The organism is Streptomyces sp. HUAS MS02 (assembly GCF_055702265.1).
Genome location: NZ_CM146747.1, coordinates 8,130,588 through 8,151,893 on the forward strand (window position 1 = coordinate 8,130,588; position 21,306 = coordinate 8,151,893).

Genomic DNA, 21,306 nt, shown 5'->3' on the forward strand with positions numbered 1-21,306 from the left:
TAATGAGGCCAACTTGTTCAGACAAGTGCTCCACCCAGATCGTCCCTGCGCGTACCCCTGGAGAGCTCGTGAACCTCTTCCTGCCGAGAACCGCCGTACTCGGCGGCAGCCTCGCCGTCGCCGCCGCACTCACCCTCAGCGCCTGTGGCGCCGCCCCCGAGAGCACGACCACCGCCGACGGCAAGAGCGCGGCCACCGCGACCTCGGCCGAGGACTTCGGCGGCATGGACGCGCTGATCAAGGCGGCCAAGAAGGAGGGCAAGCTCAACGCGATCGCCCTGCCCCGTGACTGGGCCAACTACGGCGCGCTGATCGACGGCTTCGAGAAGAAGTACGGCATCAAGATCGAGGTGGAGAACCCGGACGGCGCCAGCCAGGACGAGATCAACGCCGTCACCTCGCGCAAGGGACAGGACCGCGCGCCCGACGTGCTCGACCTCGGCAGCTCCTTCGCCATCAGCGCCGCCCAGCAGGGGCTGCTCGCGCCGTACAAGGTGGCCGCGTTCGACGACATCCCCGAGGGTCAGAAGGACCCGAAGGGCCAGTGGTACAACGACTACGGCGGCTACATATCCATCGGGTGCGACGCCAAGCGGGTCAAGGAGTGCCCGGAGAGCTTCGCCGACCTGCTGGAGCCGAAGTACAAGGGGCAGGTCGCCCTCAACGGCAACCCCACCAAGTCCGGTTCGGCCTTCGGCGGCGTCTGGGCGGCATCGCTGGCGAGCGGCGGTTCGTTCGACGACATCCAGCCCGGCCTGGACTTCTTCGCCAAGCTGAAGAAGAACGGCAACTACACGCCCGTCGAGTCGACCCCCGCGACCGTCGAGAAGGGCGAGACGCCCATCAGCATCGACTGGGACTACCTGAACGCCGGGTACGCCGACGAGTTCAAGTCCAAGGGCGTCGACTGGAAGGTCGTCGTCCCGGAGGACGGCAAGTTCTCGCAGTACTACTCCCAGGCCATCAACAAGGACGCCCCGCACCCGGCCACCGCCCGGCTCTGGCAGGAGTACCTCTACAGCGCGGAGGGCCAGAACCTGTGGCTCGCCGGCTACGCCCGCCCGGCCCTGATGCCCGCCATGGAGAAGGCCGGCACGCTGGACGAGACGGCCGCCGCCAAGCTGCCGAAGGTGTCGGGCACCCCCGAGTTCCCGACCGAGGAGCAGCAGACCAAGGCCAAGGACGCGCTCGCGCAGGGCTGGGCCAAGGCGGTCTCCGGGTGACCGCCGTCGTCACCGAGGCCGACCCGGCACTCGTGGCCGCCGCTTCCGTGAAGCGGCGGCCACGCCCCGGCGGCTGGCTCGCCGTGCTCCCGCTGCTGGCCTTCGTCGCGATCGCCTTCGGACTGCCCGCCGTCGCCATGCTGAACGGCGCGTTCACCGTCAAGGACCCGGCCACGGGCGCCACGTCGTACACCACGGCGAACATGACGGCCTCCGTGCAGGGGGCCTACCTCACGGCCATGCTCGGCAGTGTGAAGCTGTCCGCCGTCGCGGCCGGGCTCGCCGCCGTCCTCGGGCTGCCGCTCGCCCAGGCCGTGGTGACCTCCCGCTTCCCGGCGCTGCGCGAGGCCGTGCTCACCGCCTCCGGGGTGCTCGCCAACTTCGGCGGTGTCCCGCTCGCCTTCGCGTTCGTCGCCACCCTCGGCAACTCCGGTGTGCTGACCAGGCAGTTGGGCCTCACGGACAAGGGCTGGGACCTCTACAGCTTCTGGGGACTGGTCATCGTCTACCTGTACTTCCTGATCCCGCTGATGGTCCTCACCATCACCCCCGCCCTCGACGGGCTGCGCGTCCAGTGGCGGGAGGCCGCCCAGAACAACGGCGCCACCGGACTCCAGTACTGGCTCCACGTGGCCCTGCCCGTCCTCGCGCCCTCACTGCTCGGCGGACTCGTGCTGCTCTTCGGCAGCGCCTTCGCCGCGTACGCCACCGCCGCGGCCATGGTGGGCAGCTCGATCCCGCTGGTGACCCTGCAGATCGCCGACGCCATCTCCGGCAACGTCCTGGTCGGCCAGGAGAACGTGGCGCTCGCCCTCAGCCTCGACATGGTCCTGATCGCCGGACTGGTCATGGCCGTCTACCTGCCCCTGCAACGACGGAGTGCGCGATGGCTGGCCTGAACCCGGCGCGACCGGCGTCGCGCCGCCCGGCCCTGTGGCGTCCGCTCGTGTTCGCCTTCGCCGGGCTCTACTTCCTCGTCCCGCTCGCCGCCTCCGTGATCTTCACGGTCGACGTGCCCGGCGAGGGCGTCACCTTCGACGCCTACACGCAGATCCTGAGCACCGACGGCTTCGTGACCAGTCTGCTGCTCTCGCTGGAGCTGGCCGCCGCGACCATCGCCGTCGTGCTGCTGCTGATGGTGCCCGCCATGGTCGCGCTGCGGCTCGGCGCCCCCAGGCTGCGGCCCGTCGTCGAGGTGGTGTGCGCCCTGCCGCTGGTGGTGCCGCCGATCGCGTTCGTCGCCGGCCTCGGCACCGTGCTCAAGTGGGGGCCCGAACACCTCTCCAGGACCCCGCTGTTCCAGACCTTCGTCGCGGTCCAGAACCCCGACTTCCCCGTGGTGCTGGTCCTCGCCTACGTCGTCATGGCGCTGCCCTTTGTGCACCGCGCGCTGGACGCGGGGCTGCGCGCCATGGATGTCCGCACCCTCGTGGAGGCCGCCCGCAGTTGCGGGGCGAGCTGGCCGCAGGCGCTGGTGCGGGCCGTGCTGCCCAATCTGCGCGGGGCACTGCTCAACTCCGCCTTCCTCACCCTGGCGCTCGTGCTCGGCGAGTTCACGGTCGCCCAGCTGCTGGGCTTCCGGCCGTTCGCCGTGTGGATCGTCAACGTCAGCGGCTCGCAGGCCCAGCTGTCCGTGGCCGTCTCGGTGCTCAGCCTGCTCGTCACCTGGGCCATGCTCCTCGCGCTCGCCTCCTTCGGCGGACGTACCCGAACCGCTTCCGCCTCCGGGGGATGAACCATGACCGTGCTCGACAAACCTGAGAAGACGGCGACCGACACCGCCGCCACCGTCGAATTCCGGGGTCTGCGACGGGAGTTCGGCGCCACCGTCGCCCTCGACGGCCTCGACCTGACCGTCCGCCCCGGCGAACTGCTCGCCCTGCTCGGCCCCTCCGGCTGCGGCAAGACCACCGCCCTGCGGATGCTCGCCGGCTTCGAACACCCCGACGCCGGCGAGGTGCTGGTCGACGGGGAGGACGTCACCCGCGTCCCGGCCCACCGGCGCGACGCCGGGATGGTCTTCCAGTCGTACAGCCTCTTCCCGCACCTCAGCGCCCTCGACAACGTGGCCTTCGGCCTGCGCATGCGCAAGGTGCGCACGGCCGAACGGAGGTCCCGCGCGGCCGAGTTGCTCGACCTCGTGGGCCTCGCCGACAAGGGCGCCCAGTACCCCCACCAGCTCTCCGGCGGCCAGCAGCAGCGCGTCGCCCTCGCCCGGGCGCTGGCCCTGCGCCCCCGCGTGCTGCTGCTCGACGAACCGCTCTCCGCCCTCGACGCCAAGGTGCGGCTCACCCTCCGCGAGGAGATCCGCCGCCTCCAGCAGGAGCTGGGCATCACCACCCTCTTCGTGACGCACGACCAGGAGGAGGCCCTGTCCATGGCCGACCGGGTCGCGGTGATGCACGCCGGACGCCTCGAACAGTGCGCCGCCCCGGTCGAGTTGTACGGCCGTCCGGCCACCGCCTTCGTCGCCGAGTTCGTCGGCACGATGAGCCGGATCCCGGGCCGGCTCGACGGCACCACCGTCGAGGTCCTCGGCCGGCGGCTCCCCGTGGACGGCACGGCACCGGACGCCGTGGACGTGGACGTCCTGGTGCGGCCGGAGGCGGTCGGCGTACGGGCGGACGACACCGGGGACGCCCGGGTCGTCGCCACCGCGTTCCTCGGCGCCGCCACCCGCCTCACCGTACGGCTCGCCGACGGCACCGAGGTCAAGGCCGACCTGCCCACCCACGAGGCGGCGGTCCTCGGCGCCGGAAGCTCCGTGACCGTCAGCCTCCCCGAGCGGCCGGTGCTCGTCGCGGCCCGCCCCACCCGCTGAGACACGGGCACCCGCCTCCCCACGGCGGGACCCGCAGTCCCGACACCCCCACGGAAAGAGAGTCCCGTGTCCCGATCCGCGCTCCAGGCCGCCCTGTTCGACATGGACGGCACGCTCGTCGACACCGAGCGGCTGTGGTGGGATGCGGTGGCCGAGGTGGCCACCGGCCTCGGGCGCGCGCTGACCGAGGCCGACCAGCCCGACGTACTGGGCCGCCCCGTCGAGCACACCGCCGCCTGGCTCGCCGCCCTGACCGGCGCCGACGGGGACGCGCTCGCCGCCGAGCTGCACCGGGAGTTCGCCGAACGGGTGCGCACCGGGATCGTGCCCCGCCCGGGCGCGCTGGAGCTGCTGCGGGCCCTGGCCCGCGAGGGCGTCCCCACCGCCCTGGTCACCGCGTCGCCGCGTGCCGTCGCCGACACCGTCCTCGACGTCCTCGGCCGCGACCTGTTCGCCGTCTCCGTCACCGCCGACGACACCGAGCACACCAAGCCCGCCCCCGACCCCTACCTCGCCGCCTGCCACGCCCTCGGCGTCGACCCCGCCGCCTGCGTCGCCGTCGAGGACACCCACACCGGCGTCACCTCGGCCGAGGCCGCCGGGTGCGTGGTCCTCGCCGTTCCCTCGCTCGCCCCCATCGAGGAGGCCCCGGGCCGGACCGTACGGGAGAGCCTGGAGGCCGTGACACCGGCGAGCCTGCGGCTGCTGGTCGCGCCCGACGGCCCCGCCCTGCGCGTGATGACCTGGAACCTCTGGTACGGCGGCACCAAGGTCCGCGACCACCGGGCCAAGCAGCTCAAGGTGATCACCGAGACCGGTGTCGACGTGGTCGGCCTCCAGGAGACGTACGGCACCGCCGCCCAGGAACTCGCCGACGCCCTCGGCTGGCACCACCACCGGGCCGGCGACAACCTCGGCATCATCAGCCGCCACCCGATCACGGCCCGCCTCGGTGACCCCGACGTCGGCTTCTACGGGGCCGCCGGCGTCCGTATCAGGACCGACTCCGGCGCCGAGGTCGACATCTGGACGGTCCACCTCGACTACCAGCCCTACGGCCCCTACGAGGCCGCCTTCGACGGGCTGCCGGCCGCCGAGCTGATCGCCCACGAGGAGGTGCGGCTGGCCCAGCTGCGGGACTGCCTGCGCCGGCTCGACGACACCGCGCCCGCCGTGCCCGTCGTGCTGGTCGGTGACTTCAACAGCCCCTCGCACCTCGACCGGCCGGACGTCGACTGGCCGGTGACCAGGGCCGCCGAGGCGAGCGGACTGCGCGACTCCTACCGCGAGGCCCACCCCGACCCCGTGCGGCAGCCCGGCCACACCTGGTCGCCGATCCACGTCGCCCACGAGGACGGCAGCGGCCGGCCCGAGCCGCAGGACCGGATCGACTTCGTCCTGCACCGGGGCCTCGCGGTGCTCGACTCCCGGACCCATGTCAGCGGCACCCCCCGCCCGTGGCCGGACGTCGAGGACAACGACTGGCCGTCGGACCACGCCGCGGTGATCACCACGTTCGCCCTGTAGCCGGAGCCGGAGCCGGAGCCGGAGCCGGAGCCGGAGCCGGAGCCGGCACCGGCACCGGAGTCGGACGCCGGGCGCGATCCCGATAACCCCTGGGCCGGAAGGTGCGGCCGGGCTAGCATCGATGCCATGACCTGGCGACATTGATCCACCGGCCACGCCTCCCGAGGACCGCCTCGGACGCCGTACCGACGACGTCCGATCCGCCCCCTCGGGAAGGCCTCATGACTCTCTCACCCGCGCGTGCGCCCGGTGCCGCGACCACTGGTGTCCGGCGGCTCACGGCCACGCTGTACGCCTATGCGTTCCTCGACGAGTTCGTGCTGCTCTACCCGGTGTACGCGCTGCTGTTCAGCGACACCGGCCTGTCGATCTGGCAGATCTCCTCCCTGTTCGCCCTGTGGTCCGTCACCGGGATCGTGCTGGAGGTGCCCTCCGGTGCCTGGGCCGACGCCGTCTCGCGGCGACTGCTGCTGTGGGTGGGGCCGCTGCTCACCGCCGCCGGCTTCGCCCTGTGGGTGATCGTTCCCTCGTACTGGGCCTTCGCTCTCGGGTTCGTCCTGTGGGGAGTACGCGGCGCGCTCGGTTCCGGTGCGCTGGAGGCGCTGGTCTACGACGAGCTCGACCGGCTGGGCGCCGCCGACCGGTACGCGCGGGTCGTCGGCCGCGCCCAGGCGGTCGGCATGGTCGCCGTGATGGCCGCGATGGGGCTGGCCGGTCCGGTCCTCGACCTCGGCGGTTACCCGGCCGTGGGCGCGGCGAGCATCCTGGCCTGTGTGCTGACCTCGGTGACGGCCACACGGTTCCCCGAGCACCGGGAAGCGGTGCCGGGGCCGAAGCACGCCTCCACCATCGCCACCCTGCGGGCGGGGCTCACCGAGGTCCGCCGGGACCGGTCCGTACGGGGCGCGATGCTCCTCGTGCCGGCCGTCGGGGCGGTCTGGGGCGCGCTCGACGAGTACACGCCGCTGCTGGTCAGGGACACCGGGGTGGCCGAGCAGACGGTTCCGTACCTGCTGCTGGTGGTCTGGGTGGGGCCGGCGATCGGCAGCCTGCTGACCGGCGTGGGGGAGCGGTGGGGCACGGCCCGGCTGGGGGCGGTGCTCGCGGGCTCGGCGGTCGCGCTGGCCGTGGGAGCACTGATGGGCACGCCAGCCGGCATCGGGCTGGTGGCCGTCGCCTTCGGGGGCTTCCAGCTGGTCAACGTGCTCGCCGACGCGCGGTTGCAGGACCGGATCGACGGGGCCCGGCGGGCGACGGTGACGTCGGTGGCGAGCATGGGGACCGAGACGGCGACGGTCGCCGTCTTCGCCGCCTACGCGGCGATCGGCGCGGGGTACGCGCACGGGGTGGTGTTCGCCGTGTTCGCGGTGCCGTATCTCGTGACCGCCGGGGTGTTGGTGGTGCGGAGGGGCGCCTAGGGGGCGGGGGTGTGGGGTCTGTGGGCGGCCGCGGGTTCGGTGTGGCTTGTCGCGCGGTTCCCCGCGCCCCTTGACGGGGAGCGGGTGGTGCCCTTTCTCAGGTGCGCAACGAATCGTCGTGCGGACCGGCACCTGCGCAACGAATCGTTCCTCGGTGCGCAATGGCCGCCGCTTGTCCGGGTCGGCGCGGCGGCCGTACCGTCTTCCTGGCCCCCTTTCTGGGCCCCTTCGGCCCCCGAACACCCCTTTGTCCCGGTGAGGAACACGCATGCGTACCGCCCTGCTCCAGAGCTCCGGTCTGCCCGGCTCGGTCGTCGGGAACCTGAAGGTGCTCGACGAGGCCGCGGGACGGGCCGCCGACGCCGGTGCGGGGCTCGTGGTGACGCCGGAGATGTTCCTGACGGGGTACGCGATCGGCGACGACGTCGCGCGGCTCGCCGAGGCGGCCGACGGCGACTCGGCCGACGCGGTCGCCGAGATCGCGGGACGCCACGGCGTCGCGATCGTCTACGGGTACCCGGAGCGCGCCGGTGCGGCGGTCTTCAACTCGGCGCAGCTCGTCTCCGCCGAGGGCGTCCGACTGGCGAACTACCGCAAGACCCATCTCTTCGGCTGCTTCGAGCGCGACCACTTCGCACCCGGCGAGCGGAGCGTCGTCCAGGCCGACCTGGGCGGGCTCCGCGTGGGACTCCTGATCTGCTACGACGTGGAGTTCCCGGAGAACGTCCGCGCCCACGCGCTCGCCGGCACCGATCTGCTCGTGGTGCCGACGGCCCAGATGCATCCCTTCCAGTTCGTCGCCGAGTCGATGATCCCGGTGCGGGCCTTCGAGAACCAGATGTACGTCGCCTACGTCAACCGGGTCGGCCGGGAGGGGGAGTTCGAGTTCGTCGGGCTCTCCACGCTGGCCGGGCCGGACGGGGTCGCGCGCACCCGCGCCGGACGCGAGGAGGACCTCGTCCTCGCCGACGTCGACCCCGCGTTCGTCGCGGCCTCCCGCGAGGCGAACCCGTATCTCCAGGACCGTCGCCCCGGTCTCTACGGCTCCCTCGTCTGAGCCCCGCCCCCGCCCCACCCCGCACACCCGCTTCACCGCAAGGAGTCCGCACCCCATGACGTCCACCGTGCCCAACGCCGTCGAGCACGCAGACGAGCAGCAGCCGCCGATCACCATGTTCGGCCCGGACTTCCCGTACGCGTACGACGACTTCCTGGCCCACCCGGCCGGTCTGGGCCAGATACCGGCCACCGAGCACGGGGCCGAGGTCGCGGTCATCGGGGGCGGGCTGTCCGGCATCGTGGCGGCGTACGAGCTGATGAAGATGGGGCTCAAGCCGGTCGTGTACGAGGCCGACCGGATCGGCGGGCGTCTGCGGACGGTCGGCTTCGACGGGTGCGATCCGTCGCTCACCGCCGAGATGGGGGCCATGCGCTTCCCGCCGTCCTCCACGGCGCTCCAGCACTACATCGACCTGGCGGGACTGGAGACCCGGCCGTTCCCCAACCCCCTCGCGGAGGCCACGCCGTCGACCGTCGTCGACCTCAAGGGCGAGTCCCACTACGCCGAGACCATCGACGACCTGCCGCAGGTCTACCGGGACGTGGCCGCCGCCTGGAAGGCCTGCCTCGAAGAGGGCGCCGACTTCTCCGACATGAACCGGGCGCTGCGTGAGCGGGACGTGCCGCGCATCCGGGAGATCTGGGCGAAGCTCGTCGAGCGGCTCGACAACCAGACCTTCTACGGCTTCCTCTGCGACTCCGAGGCGTTCAAGTCCTTCCGGCACCGTGAGATCTTCGGCCAGGTCGGCTTCGGCACCGGCGGCTGGGACACCGACTTCCCCAACTCCATCCTGGAGATCCTGCGCGTCGTCTACACCGAGGCCGACGACCACCACCGGGGCATCGTCGGAGGCAGCCAGCAGCTCCCGCTGCGGCTCTGGGAGCGCGAGCCCGAGAAGATCGTGCACTGGCCCTACGGGACGTCCCTGAGGTCCCTGCACGCCGAGGGGGAGCCGCGGCCCGCCGTCACCCGGCTGCAGCGGACCGCCGGCAACCGGATCACGGTGACGGACGCGAACGGTGACATCCGTACGTACCGGGCGGCGATCTTCACCGCCCAGTCCTGGATGCTGCTGTCGAAGATCGCCTGTGACGACTCGCTCTTCCCCATCGACCACTGGACGGCCATCGAGCGGACCCACTACATGGAGTCCAGCAAGCTCTTCGTGCCCGTGGACCGGCCGTTCTGGCTCGACAAGGACGAGCAGACCGGGCGGGACGTGATGTCGATGACGCTCACCGACCGGATGACGCGCGGGACCTACCTCCTCGACGACGGCCCCGACAAGCCCGCCGTCATCTGCCTCTCCTACACCTGGTGCGACGACAGCCTCAAGTGGCTGCCCCTGTCGGCGAACGAGCGGATGGAGGTCATGTTGAAGTCGCTCGGCGAGATCTACCCGAACGTCGACATCCGCAGCCATGTCATCGGCAACCCGGTGACCGTCTCCTGGGAGAACGAGCCCTACTTCATGGGCGCGTTCAAGGCGAACCTTCCCGGCCACTACCGCTACCAGCGGCGCCTGTTCACCCACTTCATGCAGGACCGGCTGCCCGACGACAAGCGGGGCATCTTCCTCGCCGGCGACGACATCTCCTGGACGGCAGGCTGGGCGGAGGGCGCGATCCAGACGGCGCTCAACGCGGTCTGGGGTGTCATGCACCACTTCGGCGGCGCCACGGACGCGACCAACCCCGGCCCGGGAGACCTCTACGACACGATCGCCCCCGTCGAACTCCCCGAGGACTAGGGGCCGGTTCGGGGCCAGTCCGCTCGCTCGGGCAGCGGTGTCAGCAGCATGCGGCCCGCCAGGCCCACCGCCGCGTCCAGCCGGTGGGCGAACTCCTCGGCGAGATCCGGGAGTCCGCGCAGCGCCCACAGCGCGCGGGCGGCCGACCAGCTGGCCTCACGGGCGCGTTCCAGGCTCCACGCGCCGATCAGATGGGTGAGCGGATCGGCGATCTGGAGCAGATCGGGACCCGGCATCAGCTCCTCGCGGATACGTTCCTCCAGTGCGACGAGGACATCGCCCACCTGCTCGAACTCGTCCTCCAGATCGGCTGGTTCGCAGCCGAGCGTACGACAGCTGTCCACGACGGCCAGCGCGAGATCGTGCCCGATGTGAGCGTTGATGCCACAGAGGGCGAACTGCAGCGGACGTACCCCGGGGTGACGCCGGAACTGCAGCAGCGGCCGCCAGCACGCGGGTGCGCGGCCGCCCTCGGCGACGCTCAGATACCGCTCGGCGAAGAGCACGTCCAGAGTGATCGCGGCCTCGGCGTCCGGGAAGTGACCGGTGTCCAGGCGCCGGCCGATGGCCTCCGTGACGGCGAGGTAGACCCGGTTGAAGACCGCGATCCCGTCCCGCTCGGGAAGGACCGCGCCCAGGGCCCGCATACGGCGGACGACGGTGTCCACCGCGCCGGCCGCGACCGCCGTGCCCGTCGCGTCCACGGAATTGGTGAAATGTTCCAACTGCGCCATAGGGGGCAGGGTCGCAGGCCTACGCTGACACCGGTGCCGCCGTGCCCGGCGCGTCCCCGGAACGGGGTAACGCGGGCGCGGCGGGAAGAGCCGGGGAGCCGACGCAGCGCGGCCCGGGGAGCAGGGGGGAGCACCACGTGTCAGGCTTACGCGCCCAGCGTCTGGCCGCGCGCCGGGCCGCACGTCGGCGGGCGGCGCGGCGCGCTGCCATGACGGCCGCCGCGGCGATCGTGGCCGTCGTCGGAACGGTCACCGCGATGGTCGCGGCGACGGGTGGCGAGAGAGGCGACGAGGCCCGACCGCCGACGAACCGCTCAGGGGGCCACCCGTCCGGTCTCTCCGTGCCCTCCGCGCTCTCCGGTCCGACCGGACCGGCTCCCGGCCCTTCCTCCCCGCGACACACCTCGCCCTCGCCGTCGCCCTCGCACTCGCGCGGGCCCTCGGTCAAGGCCGGAACGGACCTCTCGGCGGAGCGGACCGAACGGCGGGCGGCACCCGGGACCGGCCCCGGCGAGCTCTACCGCCACCCCGACTCGCAGGTCCTCGACTGGGTCCGTGACCACCCCGACGACCCGCGCGGCGCCGCCATCGAGACGGGCATCGCCGACCGCCCCGCCGCCGTCTGGTTCACCGACCCCGCCCCCGCCACGATCACCTCCCAGGTGTCGGCGGTCGCCTCCGGGGGCGCCGCACGGGACCAGGTGCCGGTCCTCGTGGCGTACGCGATCCCCGACCGGGACTGCGGCGGTGCCTCGCAGGGCGGGGCGCCGAACCTGGACGTCTACGACGCCTGGATCGACGCGTTCGCCGCCGGGCTCGGCTCGGACGACGTCATCGTGATCCTGGAACCGGACGCGATCGCCCAGTCCGACTGTCTCTCCGCCGGCGGCCGCGCCGACCGCTTCGCCTCACTCGCCCGCGCGGGCCGGGTCGTCAAGGCGGCCAACCCGAGCGCCCGCGTCTACTACGACGCCGGACACTCGGAATGGAACACCCCGGTCGAGCAGGCCGCACTCCTGCGGCAGGCGGGCGCCGCCGCTCCCGACGGCTCCGACGGTGTCTTCAGCAACGTGTCGAACTTCAACCGCACGGAAGCGGAGGTCGCCTACACCCGCCGGGTCCTCGACGCCCTCGGCGCTCCCGCCGGCCTGGGCGCCGTCATCGACACCAGCCGCAACGGCAACGGCGCCCCGGCCGACGGCGCCTGGTGCGACCCGGCGGGCCGCGCCCTCGGCCGCCCGCCCACCCTCACCACCGGCGAACCCCGCGTCGACGCCTATCTGTGGGTGAAACTCCCGGGCGAGTCCGACGGCTGCCGGGGGAGGGCGGGGGCGTTCTCGCCGGGGTACGCGTACGAGCTGGCGCGCGGGTGAGGGGGAGCCCGGCGCCGGGATCAGGGCTTCGGGTCGGGCAGCGGGTGATCCGGGCGCGGCCGGATCACGGCTTCAGGTCGGGCAGCGCGACGTCCGGCCGGGGCACCTGCGGGCGGTCGCGGTCGCTGGTGCGCAGCACGCCCGCGAAGACGACCAGGCCGCACGCCAGCACGGTCACCAGGCCGAACGAGACGACCAGGCTGGTCAGCTGCGCCAGACCGCCGATCGCGCTGGGCGCGACGAGCCCGGAGGTGTAGGTGATGGTCGCGACCCCCGCGATGGCCAGACTGGGGTTCGACCCGCTGCGGCCCGCGGCGGCGAAGCAGAGCGGCACGACGACCGCGATGCCGAGGCCCATCAGGGCGAACCCGGTCATCGCCACCGCCGGCGCGTCCGCGACGACGATGAGGACCCCGCCGAGTGCGGCCAGCACGCCGCCGGCCCGGACGGTACGGACCGAGCCGAAGCGGTTGACCACGGCGTCGCCCCCCAGCCGGGCCACCGCCATGGTCAGCATGAACCCGGTGGTGCACGCCGCCGCGAGCCCGGCCGAGGTCTCCAACTGGTCCCGCAGGTAGACCGCCGACCAGTCCAGGGCCGCCCCCTCCGCGAACACCGCGCAGAACCCGACCGCGCCGATGAGCAGCGCCGACTTCGGCGGCAGCGCGAACCGGGGCGGCGGCTCCTCCTCCTCGGTGGGCCGCAGATCCAGGACCCACTGGCAGGCGATCAGGCCGAACGCGGTGAGCGAGGCCGCGGCGAGCGCGTGGTGCAGCCGGGCGTCCGACCCGAGGTGCGCGGCGAGCGTGCCGGCCGCCGAACCGACGAGGGCGCCCGCGCTCCACATGCCGTGCAGCCCCGACATGATCGACTTCCCGAGGCGGTTCTCCACGTCGACACCGAGCGCGTTCATGGCGACGTCCGCCATGCCCGCCGACGCGCCGTACACGAACAGCGCGAGACAGAGGGTCCAGAGGTTCGGCGAGAGGGAGGGCAGGACCAGGGCGAGCGTCCACAACGAGAGCAGTCCGCGCAGCGCCGTCCGGGCGCCGAACCGGTGGCTGATGCGTCCCGCGAGCGGCATCGCCAGCGAGGCGCCGATCGCGGGGAAGGCGAGTGCGAGACCCAGTTGGCCCGCGCTGACGCCCGCATGGTCCTGGATCCACGGCACGCGGGTCGCGAACGAGCCGGTGACGGCGCCGTGCACCGCGAACACGGCCGCCACGGCGTACCGTGCCCGCCTCACCTCGCGCCGCTCGTAGATCACCGCACTCATTCTCCGCCTCCGTGAATCCTCGGTATGCCGCGAGGCGCCGCGCCTCGGCTGTCGTTTCGTTCGCCACGAGGGCACCCGGCAGGCCCTCGGCCCTCGGCCGTCGTACGGACGGCGGCCCACTCCACTTCGCCGTCATGGGACGGCGTCGCTCTCCTCCGTCGCGGGACGGCGGTGCGCCCGGCGGCCTCGGCCCGCACAACTCGCGGCGGCCCCGGTCGGCACCGCTCCCAGCGTCTCCCGTGCCCGCGCCACGGATACGTCCTGTTCGGGGCCCGCCCCCGCGCTTCGGTCCTCAGCCGCCTGCCCGCCTGCCCGCCTACCACCCTCGGCTCTTCGGTTCCCCGATGTCCTCGGCCCACCCGGATTCCATGGCGCTGAAGTAAACTATCAGGAACCCTGCCTGATAGATAGGAGGCGGGTGGGCGCGGGTGCTCCAGGCCCAACCGCCCCTGAGCGCCGCCTTTCTGGGAGGATCCCGGCATGCCCGCATCACCCAGCACCGCCCGAGCCATCAACGACCGGCTCGCCCTGCGGCTGCTGCAGCAGGAAGGGCCGCTGACGGCTGGGCGGTTGAAGCAGCTCACGGGGCTGTCCCGGCCCACCGTTGCCGACCTCGTGGAGCGCCTCACGGCCGCCGGGCTGATCGAGGTGGTGGGGGAGTCCGGGGAGCAGCGGCGCGGGCCCAACGCCCGCGTCCACGGCATCGTCGCCGACCGCGCGCACCTCGCCGCCCTCGATGTGCGCACCGAGGGTGTCTCGGTCGTCGTGGCCGACCTGATCGGTACGGAGCTGACGCGGGCCTCCGTCCCGATCGCGGACGACACCGGCACCGGGCCCGCGGTGGAGCAGGCGGTCACCCTGGTGGAGCGCGCGGCCAAGGAAGCGGGCGCCGACCGGCTGCACACGATGGTGATCGGCGCCCCCGGCCTGATCGACCCGGCCACCGGTGAACTCCGTGACTCCAGCGGCCTGCCCGCATGGCACCGCCGCCTGGTCGCCGCCCTCGGTGAACGGCTCCCCGCCCGCGTCCTCGTCGAGAACGAGACCAACCTCGCCGCGCTCGCCGAACAGCGCGACGGTGCCGCCCGGGACCGCGACACCTTCGTCCTTCTCTGGCTGGGCCTCGGCACCGGAGCCGCCGTGGTCCTCGACGGCCACCTCCGGCGCGGTGCCTCCGGCGGCACCGGGGAGATCGGCTTCCTCCCGGTCCCGGGCACGGCCACGGTCCCCTCGGCCGTCGACTGCGAGGGCGGCTTCCACTCCCTGGGCGGCGCGGCGGCCGTGGCAGCGCTGGCCGCCGCACACGGCCTCACGGCCGAGGCCGCGCCGCACGAGCCGTACGCGGCGACGCTGGTGCGGTCGGCGGTGACCGTCCTCGCCACGAACGACGCGGCGGAGGCGTCGGCGCCCGCGCCCCAGGCCGCCTTCCTCGACGCGCTCGCCGACCGCCTGGCCATCGGCGCGGCCTCGGTCGTCGCCGTGCTCGACCCCGGGTGTGTGGTGCTCGGGGGCGAGGTCGGGCAGGCCGGCGGGGAGGAACTCGCCGTCAGGGTGGGGGAGCGGCTGGCGGCCATGTCGCCGCTGCCGACGGAGGTGCGGGCCGGCGGCCTCGGCGGGACCGCGGTCCTGCGCGGCGCGTTGCTCATGGCCCGGGACGCGGCCCAGGACGACCTGTTCGGAGCGCCTGTGCGATAGGCCGGACGTTCAGGCCGCGCGACAGCCGGATGTTCGACAGTTCAGGTCGGTGGGATTGGCCCTCGCGACTGGCCCCCATCCCCGGCCTTCACCGCTTGCCCGACCTCGTCCCGAACCGCCGCTCCAGGTGCTCCGCGAACGTCCCGTTCCCCACGGCCCGCTCCGGTGCGAGGTGGCCGCCGTCCCGGAAGCCCCGGTAGGCCCTGCCGAACAGGGGGACGTTCAGGAGCGGGCGGCGGCGGCCGGTCGCCGTCAGGTAGGCGCGGGCCAGCTCGGGGAAGGAGAGGATCTCCGGGCCGCCCAGGTCCTCCACCCGGCCCGCGGGGGCGCCCGCGGCAAGGTCCGCCAGACGGTCCGCGACCTCGGTGACGGCGACGGGCTGGTCGCTCACCCCGGCGGGGAGCATCATGACCGGCGGCTTCGAGAGAACATCGAAGAGCAGCACGAGAAGGTCGTGGAACTGGGTCGCGCGCAGGATCGTCCAGCCCAGCCCGGACCCCTCGACCAGGCGCTCGACGGCCAGCTTGGACCGGTAGTAGCCGAGCGGCACCCGGTCCACACCGACGATCGAGATGTAGACCAGATGGCCCACCCCGGCCTGCCGCGCCGCCTCGATCAGGTGCTCCGCCGCCCTCTCGTCGCCTCCGCGCGGCGACGTCGCGCAGTGCACGATCGTGTCCACCCCGGCCACGGCCTCGTCCAGCCCGCTCCCGCCCGCGACGAGATCGACGGCGTACGGCCGTGCGTGCCTGCTGAGCACCCGCACCTCGTGCCCGTCCGCGCGCAACCGCTCGGTGAGAGGCCGGCCGAGAACGCCGGTGCCACCGGTCACCAGGATCGTGGTCATACTGTCCGTCCCCTTCGCGTCGACGCGTCGCCGTCCCGAGGACACCAGGGTGCGGGTCACGGCCCCGGCCGGCAGCGCGGGGGACCCGGCGGCGGGGCAAGGGCCGTCGTCACCGCCGCCGGGCCGTTCGAGGCGGGTACCGCGACCGCAGACTTTAAAAGGACTAGACCAAGGTGGTCAATGGGTCGGGCCCCTTTCGGGAGGGGCCGCCGTGACGGAAATTGACCCTAGGTCAGTGATAGCCGAATCCCGTCGGTGTTCGCCGGAGAAGTCCAGTGATGCCGCCTGTGAGCCACCCCACAGCCCTCACCCGCATGGGTGCCGACCGGGCGTGGCACACTGGCCATGTACCAGAAGCAGCGCACTCCGGGGTCGGTGAAAGTCCGAACCGGCGGTTACAGTCCGCGACCCGGTCGCTTCCAGCGGCCGGTTGACCAGGTGAAATTCCTGGACCGACGGTTAAAGTCCGGATGGGAGGCAGTGCGCGGCGGGCGGGCATACGTGCGCGCCGCCGTCTGTTTTCGGTCTGCCTCGACAGGGGTGGGCCTACACACGGCGTCGCCCCCGGTGCCGCTGTCCGCTCTGTCTGTCGTCTTCGACAGCCCCGGAGTCCGTGCCCCACGAGGCAGGAGGACCCGGGAAGTGTTCACCGGAATCGTCGAAGAGCTGGGTGAGGTCACCGCCGTCGAGAACCTCGGCGACTCCTCCCGCTTCCGTCTGCGCGGCGCCGTCGTCACCCAGGGCGCGAAGCACGGCGACTCCATCGCCGTCAACGGCGTCTGTCTCACGGTCGTCGAGCACGAGGACGACTGGTTCACCGCCGACGTCATGGCGGAGACCCTCGAACGCTCCAGCCTCGGCGCCCTCGCCGTCGGCTCCCGAGTCAACCTCGAACGCCCGATGGCCGTCGGTGAGCGCCTCGGCGGACACATCGTGCAGGGCCACGTCGACGGCACCGGCCAGGTCATCGAGCGCAAGCCGTCCGAGAACTGGGAGATCGTCAAGATCTCGCTCCCGGCGGACCTCACCCGGTACGTCGTCGAGAAGGGCTCCATCACCGTCGACGGCATCAGCCTCACCGTCGTCGACGCCGGCCCCGATTACTTCACGGTCAGCCTCATCCCGACCACCCTCGACCTGACCACCCTCGGCCGCAAGCAGCCCGGCGACCCGGTGAACCTGGAGGTCGACGTCATCGCCAAGTACGTCGAGCGCCTGCTGGGCAGCCAGGGGACGGCGGGCACCCCGGGAGCGGGACGGTGAACTCCCTGAACAGCGTCGCCTTCACCGCGTTCGGCCAGCAGATCCTCTGGTCGGACATGATCGGCAACGTCCTCGGGCTGATCGCCCTCGCCCTCGGCGCGATCCGCTCCCTGTGGAACTGGCCCGTGCAGTTCCTCTCCGGCCTGGTCCTCTTCGGCGCCTTCGTCGGCCACCTCACCGGCAGCGCCGGCAAGCAGGTCATCGTCATGGCCGTCGCCGCGTACGGCTGGTGGCAGTGGAACCGCACGAAGGGCCGGTCGGCGGACGGCGCCATCACCCCGCGCTTCGCCACCTGGCGCGAGCGCGGCTACCTCATTGCCGGCGCCGTGCTCGGCACCCTCGCCGTCGGCGGTCTCTTCACCGCCGTCCCGTCCCTGTCCTGGGACCCCTGGCCGGACGCCTACATCTTCACCGGCACCATCGTCGCCATGTACGCCCAGGCGCGCGGCATGGTCGAGTTCTGGTTCGCCTGGCTGCTCGTCGACCTCGTCGGCGTCCCCCTGAACTTCGCCAACGGATACGCGTTCTCCGGATTCGTCTACATCATCTACGGCGCGCTCGTCCTGTGGGGCATGCGCGACTGGTGGCTGCGCTCCCGCAAGCCCGCCCTGGAAGGAGCCCACGCATGAGCACGGCGCCGATCCTCTACAGCACCGACGACATCGAGGACTTCCGGCTCGACCCCGTCGAGCAGGCCATCGCCGACATCGCGGCGGGCCGTCCCGTCGTGGTCGTCGACGACGAGAACCGCGAGAACGAGGGCGACCTCGTCATCGCCGCCGAGAAGGCCACCCCCGAGATCGTCGCCTTCATGATGAGCGAGTGCCGGGGCATGATCTGCGCCCCCATGGAGGGCGACGAGCTGGACCGGCTCGAACTGCCGCAGATGGTGCAGCAGAACACCGAGTCCATGCGCACCGCCTTCACCGTCACCGTCGACGCGGGCCCCCGGCACGGCGTCACCACCGGCATCTCCGCCTCCGACCGCGCCACCACCCTGCAACTCCTGGCGAGCGGCACCGCCGAGCCCGGCGACTTCGTCCGCCCCGGCCACATCTTCCCGCTGCGCGCCCGCACCGGCGGAGTGCTCGTGCGCGACGGCCACACCGAGGCCGCCGTCGACCTCGCCCGCCTCGCGGGCCTGCGCCCGGCCGGCGCGATCGTCGAGATCGCCGGCGAGGACGGCCGCATGCTGCGCCTGCCCGAACTGATCCCGTTCGCCCGCAAGCACGGCCTGACGATCATCTCCATCGAGGACCTCATCGCCTACCGGCGCAGCTCCGAGCCCACCGTCAGGCGCGAGGCGAAGACCCAACTCCCCACCGCCTTCGGTGACTTCACGGCCTACGGCTACCGCTCCACCGTCGACGGCGTCGAACACGTCGCCCTCGTCCACGGCGAGATCGGCGAGGGCGAGGACGTCCTCGTCCGGGTCCACTCCGAATGCCTCACCGGCGACATCTTCCACTCGCTGCGCTGCGACTGCGGCCCCCAGCTGCAGACCTCGCTCCAGCGCATCGCCACCGAGGGCCGCGGCGTCGTCGTCTACCTGCGCGGCCACGAGGGACGCGGCATCGGCCTGCTGTCCAAGCTGCGCGCGTACGAACTTCAGGAGCTCGGCCGCGACACCCTCGACGCCAACCTGGAGCTGGGCCTGCCCGCCGACGCCCGGGACTACGGCGCCGGGGCGCAGATCCTCCAGGACCTCGGCGTGCGCAGCCTGCGCCTCATGACGAACAACCCCGAGAAGACCGACGCCCTCGTCCGGCACGGCCTCGCCGTCACCGACCGCGAGCCGATGCCCGTCCGCGCGGGCGAGCACAACCTCCGCTACCTGCGCACCAAGCGGGACCGGATGGGCCACGACCTGCCCTGGCTGGACACGGCCACCACGTCCACCTGCGGCAACCAGTAACACCGAACGACCAGCGGCAAGATTCAACGAGCAAGAGATCCAGGAACCAAGGAGCAACGTGAGCGGCAAGGGCGCACCCGAACTGTCCGTACGCAACTGCGGCGACCTGCGCGTCGCGGTCATCGCGGCCCAGTGGCACGAGAAGGTGATGGACGGCCTCGTCGAAGGCGCCCTGCGCGCCCTGCGGGACCTGGGCATCGACGAGCCGACCCTGCTGCGGGTCCCCGGCAGCTGGGAACTCCCCGTCGTCGCCAAGGTCCTGGCCGGCCGCGGCTATGACGCGATCGTCGCCCTCGGTGTCGTCATCCGCGGCGGCACGCCCCACTTCGAGTACGTGTGCCAGGGCGTCACCCAGGGCCTCACCCAGGTCTCCGTCGACACCGGAGTCCCCGTCGGCTTCGGCGTACTGACCTGCGACACCGAGGAGCAGGCCCTGGACCGCGCCGGTATCGAGGGCTCGAACGAGGACAAGGGCCATGAGGCGGTGACCGCGGCGGTGGCGACCGCCGCGACCCTCCGCTCAGTATCTGAACCCTGGCGCTGAGGCACGGCCGGTTGCGCGTAGGCTGAGCCTCACCATGTCCAAGAAGACGTTCGAGGAGCTCTTCACCGAGCTCCAGCACAAGGCCGCCCAGGGCGATCCCGCCACTTCCCGCACCGCAGAACTGGTCGAGAAGGGCGTCCATGCCATCGGCAAGAAGGTCGTCGAGGAGGCCGCCGAGGTCTGGATGGCCGCCGAGTACGAGGGCAAGGAGGCAGCCGCCGAGGAGATCTCGCAGCTGCTCTACCACGTCCAGGTGATGATGGTCGCCCGCGGCATCTCCCTGGACGACGTGTACGCCCACCTCTGAGCCGTACCCCCGCACACCACCCCGTACGGGACCGAACGTGCGAAACCGAACGCACGAGACCGAACGTACGAAACCGAAACGAACGAAGGAAGCTCGCCTCATGCTGCGCATCGCCGTCCCCAACAAGGGTTCCCTGTCCGGCCCTGCGGGGGAGATGCTGCATGAGGCCGGCTACCAGCAGCGCCGGGAGTCCAAGGAGCTGCGGATCGTCGACCCGGCCAACGAGGTCGAGTTCTTCTACCTCCGCCCCCGCGACATCGCGATCTACGTCTCCTCCGGTCGCCTCGACATCGGCATCACCGGCCGGGACCTGCTCATCGACTCCGGCGCCAAGGCCGAGGAGATCCTCCCCCTCGGCTTCGCCCGCTCCACCTTCCGCTTCGCCTCCAAGCCGGGCACGGCCGACGGCGTGGCGGACCTCAAGGGCAAGACGGTCGCCACCTCCTACGAGGGCATCGTCGCGGGCCACCTCGCGGACAACGGCATCGACGCCTCCGTGGTCCACCTCGACGGAGCCGTCGAGACCGCGATCGAACTGGGCGTCGCCGAGGTCATCGCCGACGTCGTCGAGACCGGCACCTCCCTGCGCAACGCCGGCCTGGAGGTCTTCGGCGAGCCGATCATGAAGTCCGAGGCCGTCGTCATCCGCCGCGTCGACGCCGACACGACCTCGGAGAACGAGCCCAAGGTGCAGCAGTTCCTGCGTCGCCTCCAGGGCGTCCTCGTGGCCCGGACGTACGTGATGATGGACTACGACTGCCGCGTCGAGCAGCTGGAGAAGGCCGTCGCGCTCACCCCGGGCCTGGAGTCACCGACCGTTTCGCCGCTGCACAACGAGGGCTGGGTCGCCGTCCGGGCGATGGTCCCGGCCAAGGAGGCCCAGCGGATCATGGACGACCTCTACGACATCGGCGCTCGGGCCATCCTGACCACCGCCATCCACGCCTGCCGCCTCTGACGGCCGCGGAGTCGCACGCCATGCCGGACCAGTCCCCCCTCCCCGCCCTGCCCGTCACTTTTCGGCCGGGTCGCACCCGTGCCGTGCTGCTGACCGCCGCCGGCGCGATCTTCGTGGTCATCACGGTCGTCGCGCTGCTGCTGCCCACGCTAGGCCCGGGGGAGCGGCTCAGCTTCGTCTTCACGGCGGCCATGCTCGCCGGGGTGCTGTGCATGCTCTCCCGGCCCAAGGTCGTCGCCGACGAGACCGGGGTCACCGTCGTCAACATCACCGCGCGGCGCCGGCTGGGCTGGGCCGAGATCGTGCAGGTCAACCTGCGGGTCGGCGACCCCTGGGTCTTCCTCGACCTCACCGACGGCACCAGCCTGCCCGCGCTCGGCATCCAGCCGGGCATCGCCAAGCAGCGCGCCATCGAGGACGCCCGGACCCTGAGGGCGCTGGTCGAGGCCCGGTCGGTCACCGAGCCCGAGCAGCCTCAGGGCTGACCGGACCAAGATCAGGGCCGACTCGGGGCCGCCGCCCCTGCCGCACCGGGCCCTGTCTTGATTAATCTGTTGGCGGAGGCGTTTTCGTCGCGCCTCCGCCTCTGTCGTTC

20 protein-coding genes and 1 riboswitch are annotated in these 21,306 nt (G+C 72.2%); of the genes, 17 read left to right on the top strand and 3 right to left on the bottom strand.

Annotated features, from left to right (window positions below; genetic code table 11):
• The first annotated feature begins 68 nt into the window (after positions 1 to 68).
• The 8 genes from ACZ9QC_RS35135 to ACZ9QC_RS35170 all read left to right on the top strand — a co-directional run bounded on the left by ACZ9QC_RS35135 (position 69) and on the right by ACZ9QC_RS35170 (position 9,799).
• Positions 69 to 1,223 carry an ABC transporter substrate-binding protein gene (locus tag ACZ9QC_RS35135; protein WP_472916762.1) on the top strand — a complete coding sequence of 385 codons (1,155 nt, stop codon included), beginning with the start codon at positions 69 to 71 and terminating at the stop codon, positions 1,221 to 1,223.
• Complete coding sequence (locus ACZ9QC_RS35140; RefSeq protein WP_472916763.1) at positions 1,220 to 2,122, top strand: ABC transporter permease; 903 nt, start codon at positions 1,220 to 1,222, stop codon at positions 2,120 to 2,122. The genes ACZ9QC_RS35135 and ACZ9QC_RS35140 overlap by 4 nt, the downstream gene beginning before the upstream one ends.
• Positions 2,110 to 2,958 (top strand): ABC transporter permease, encoded by an 849-nt coding sequence (locus tag ACZ9QC_RS35145; RefSeq protein ID WP_472916764.1) that lies wholly within the window; start codon positions 2,110 to 2,112, stop codon positions 2,956 to 2,958. The genes ACZ9QC_RS35140 and ACZ9QC_RS35145 overlap by 13 nt, the downstream gene beginning before the upstream one ends.
• 3 nt (positions 2,959 to 2,961) lie before the next feature.
• Positions 2,962 to 4,044 (top strand): ABC transporter ATP-binding protein, encoded by a 1,083-nt coding sequence (locus ACZ9QC_RS35150; protein WP_472916765.1) that lies wholly within the window; start codon positions 2,962 to 2,964, stop codon positions 4,042 to 4,044.
• 66 nt (positions 4,045 to 4,110) lie between these two features.
• Positions 4,111 to 5,571 carry an HAD-IA family hydrolase gene (locus ACZ9QC_RS35155; RefSeq protein ID WP_472916766.1) on the top strand — a complete coding sequence of 487 codons (1,461 nt, stop codon included), beginning with the start codon at positions 4,111 to 4,113 and terminating at the stop codon, positions 5,569 to 5,571.
• Between the two features lie 221 nt (positions 5,572 to 5,792).
• Positions 5,793 to 6,989: an MFS transporter gene (locus ACZ9QC_RS35160; RefSeq protein ID WP_472916767.1), complete on the top strand. Its 1,197-nt coding sequence runs from the start codon at positions 5,793 to 5,795 to the stop codon at positions 6,987 to 6,989.
• Positions 6,990 to 7,257: 268 nt separating this feature from the next.
• Positions 7,258 to 8,046 carry a carbon-nitrogen hydrolase family protein gene (locus ACZ9QC_RS35165; protein WP_472916768.1) on the top strand — a complete coding sequence of 263 codons (789 nt, stop codon included), beginning with the start codon at positions 7,258 to 7,260 and terminating at the stop codon, positions 8,044 to 8,046.
• Between the two features lie 55 nt (positions 8,047 to 8,101).
• On the top strand, positions 8,102 to 9,799 hold the full coding sequence (locus ACZ9QC_RS35170; protein ID WP_472916769.1) for a flavin monoamine oxidase family protein: 1,698 nt from the start codon (positions 8,102 to 8,104) through the stop codon (positions 9,797 to 9,799).
• Here the strand turns inward: ACZ9QC_RS35170 and ACZ9QC_RS35175 are convergent.
• Positions 9,796 to 10,533: a DUF5995 family protein gene (locus ACZ9QC_RS35175; RefSeq protein WP_472916770.1), complete on the bottom strand. Its 738-nt coding sequence runs from the start codon at positions 10,531 to 10,533 to the stop codon at positions 9,796 to 9,798. The genes ACZ9QC_RS35170 and ACZ9QC_RS35175 overlap by 4 nt on opposite strands.
• A gap of 209 nt (positions 10,534 to 10,742) precedes the next feature.
• Between ACZ9QC_RS35175 and ACZ9QC_RS35180 the strand changes: the two genes are divergently transcribed.
• Positions 10,743 to 11,906, top strand: a complete 1,164-nt coding sequence (locus tag ACZ9QC_RS35180) for a glycoside hydrolase family 6 protein (protein ID WP_472921902.1) — start codon at positions 10,743 to 10,745, stop codon at positions 11,904 to 11,906.
• 64 nt (positions 11,907 to 11,970) lie between these two features.
• Here ACZ9QC_RS35180 and ACZ9QC_RS35185 read toward each other — a convergent pair whose 3' ends face one another.
• Positions 11,971 to 13,182: an MFS transporter gene (locus ACZ9QC_RS35185; RefSeq protein WP_472916771.1), complete on the bottom strand. Its 1,212-nt coding sequence runs from the start codon at positions 13,180 to 13,182 to the stop codon at positions 11,971 to 11,973.
• 480 nt (positions 13,183 to 13,662) lie between these two features.
• Between ACZ9QC_RS35185 and ACZ9QC_RS35190 the strand changes: the two genes are divergently transcribed.
• Complete coding sequence (locus ACZ9QC_RS35190; protein WP_472916772.1) at positions 13,663 to 14,877, top strand: ROK family transcriptional regulator; 1,215 nt, start codon at positions 13,663 to 13,665, stop codon at positions 14,875 to 14,877.
• A gap of 88 nt (positions 14,878 to 14,965) precedes the next feature.
• Here ACZ9QC_RS35190 and ACZ9QC_RS35195 read toward each other — a convergent pair whose 3' ends face one another.
• A complete protein-coding gene (locus ACZ9QC_RS35195) occupies positions 14,966 to 15,724 on the bottom strand; it encodes an SDR family oxidoreductase (protein WP_472916773.1) in 759 nt (252 codons plus the stop codon).
• Positions 15,725 to 16,081: 357 nt separating this feature from the next.
• Positions 16,082 to 16,212, top strand: a riboswitch (FMN riboswitch).
• Between the two features lie 154 nt (positions 16,213 to 16,366).
• On the opposite strand from ACZ9QC_RS35195, the gene ACZ9QC_RS35200 reads away from it, so the two are divergent.
• The 7 genes from ACZ9QC_RS35200 (at position 16,367) to ACZ9QC_RS35230 (ending at position 21,196) form a co-directional block, all read left to right on the top strand.
• Positions 16,367 to 16,987, top strand: coding sequence for a riboflavin synthase (locus ACZ9QC_RS35200; protein WP_184896457.1), 621 nt, complete (start codon positions 16,367 to 16,369; stop codon positions 16,985 to 16,987).
• Entirely contained in the window at positions 16,984 to 17,616 is a 633-nt protein-coding gene (locus tag ACZ9QC_RS35205; protein WP_472916774.1) for a nicotinamide mononucleotide transporter family protein, read from the top strand. The genes ACZ9QC_RS35200 and ACZ9QC_RS35205 overlap by 4 nt, the downstream gene beginning before the upstream one ends.
• Positions 17,613 to 18,902 (top strand): bifunctional 3,4-dihydroxy-2-butanone-4-phosphate synthase/GTP cyclohydrolase II, encoded by a 1,290-nt coding sequence (locus ACZ9QC_RS35210; protein WP_472916775.1) that lies wholly within the window; start codon positions 17,613 to 17,615, stop codon positions 18,900 to 18,902. Before ACZ9QC_RS35205 ends, ACZ9QC_RS35210 begins: the two co-directional genes overlap by 4 nt.
• Before the next feature lie 58 nt (positions 18,903 to 18,960).
• Positions 18,961 to 19,446 carry a 6,7-dimethyl-8-ribityllumazine synthase gene (ribH, locus tag ACZ9QC_RS35215; RefSeq protein WP_033532534.1) on the top strand — a complete coding sequence of 162 codons (486 nt, stop codon included), beginning with the start codon at positions 18,961 to 18,963 and terminating at the stop codon, positions 19,444 to 19,446.
• A gap of 34 nt (positions 19,447 to 19,480) precedes the next feature.
• Positions 19,481 to 19,753: a phosphoribosyl-ATP diphosphatase gene (locus ACZ9QC_RS35220; RefSeq protein ID WP_003988914.1), complete on the top strand. Its 273-nt coding sequence runs from the start codon at positions 19,481 to 19,483 to the stop codon at positions 19,751 to 19,753.
• 100 nt (positions 19,754 to 19,853) lie between these two features.
• Entirely contained in the window at positions 19,854 to 20,711 is an 858-nt protein-coding gene (gene hisG, locus ACZ9QC_RS35225; protein ID WP_184896465.1) for an ATP phosphoribosyltransferase, read from the top strand.
• A gap of 20 nt (positions 20,712 to 20,731) precedes the next feature.
• Entirely contained in the window at positions 20,732 to 21,196 is a 465-nt protein-coding gene (locus ACZ9QC_RS35230) for a PH domain-containing protein (RefSeq protein ID WP_472916776.1), read from the top strand.
• Positions 21,197 to 21,306: the final 110 nt, after the last annotated feature.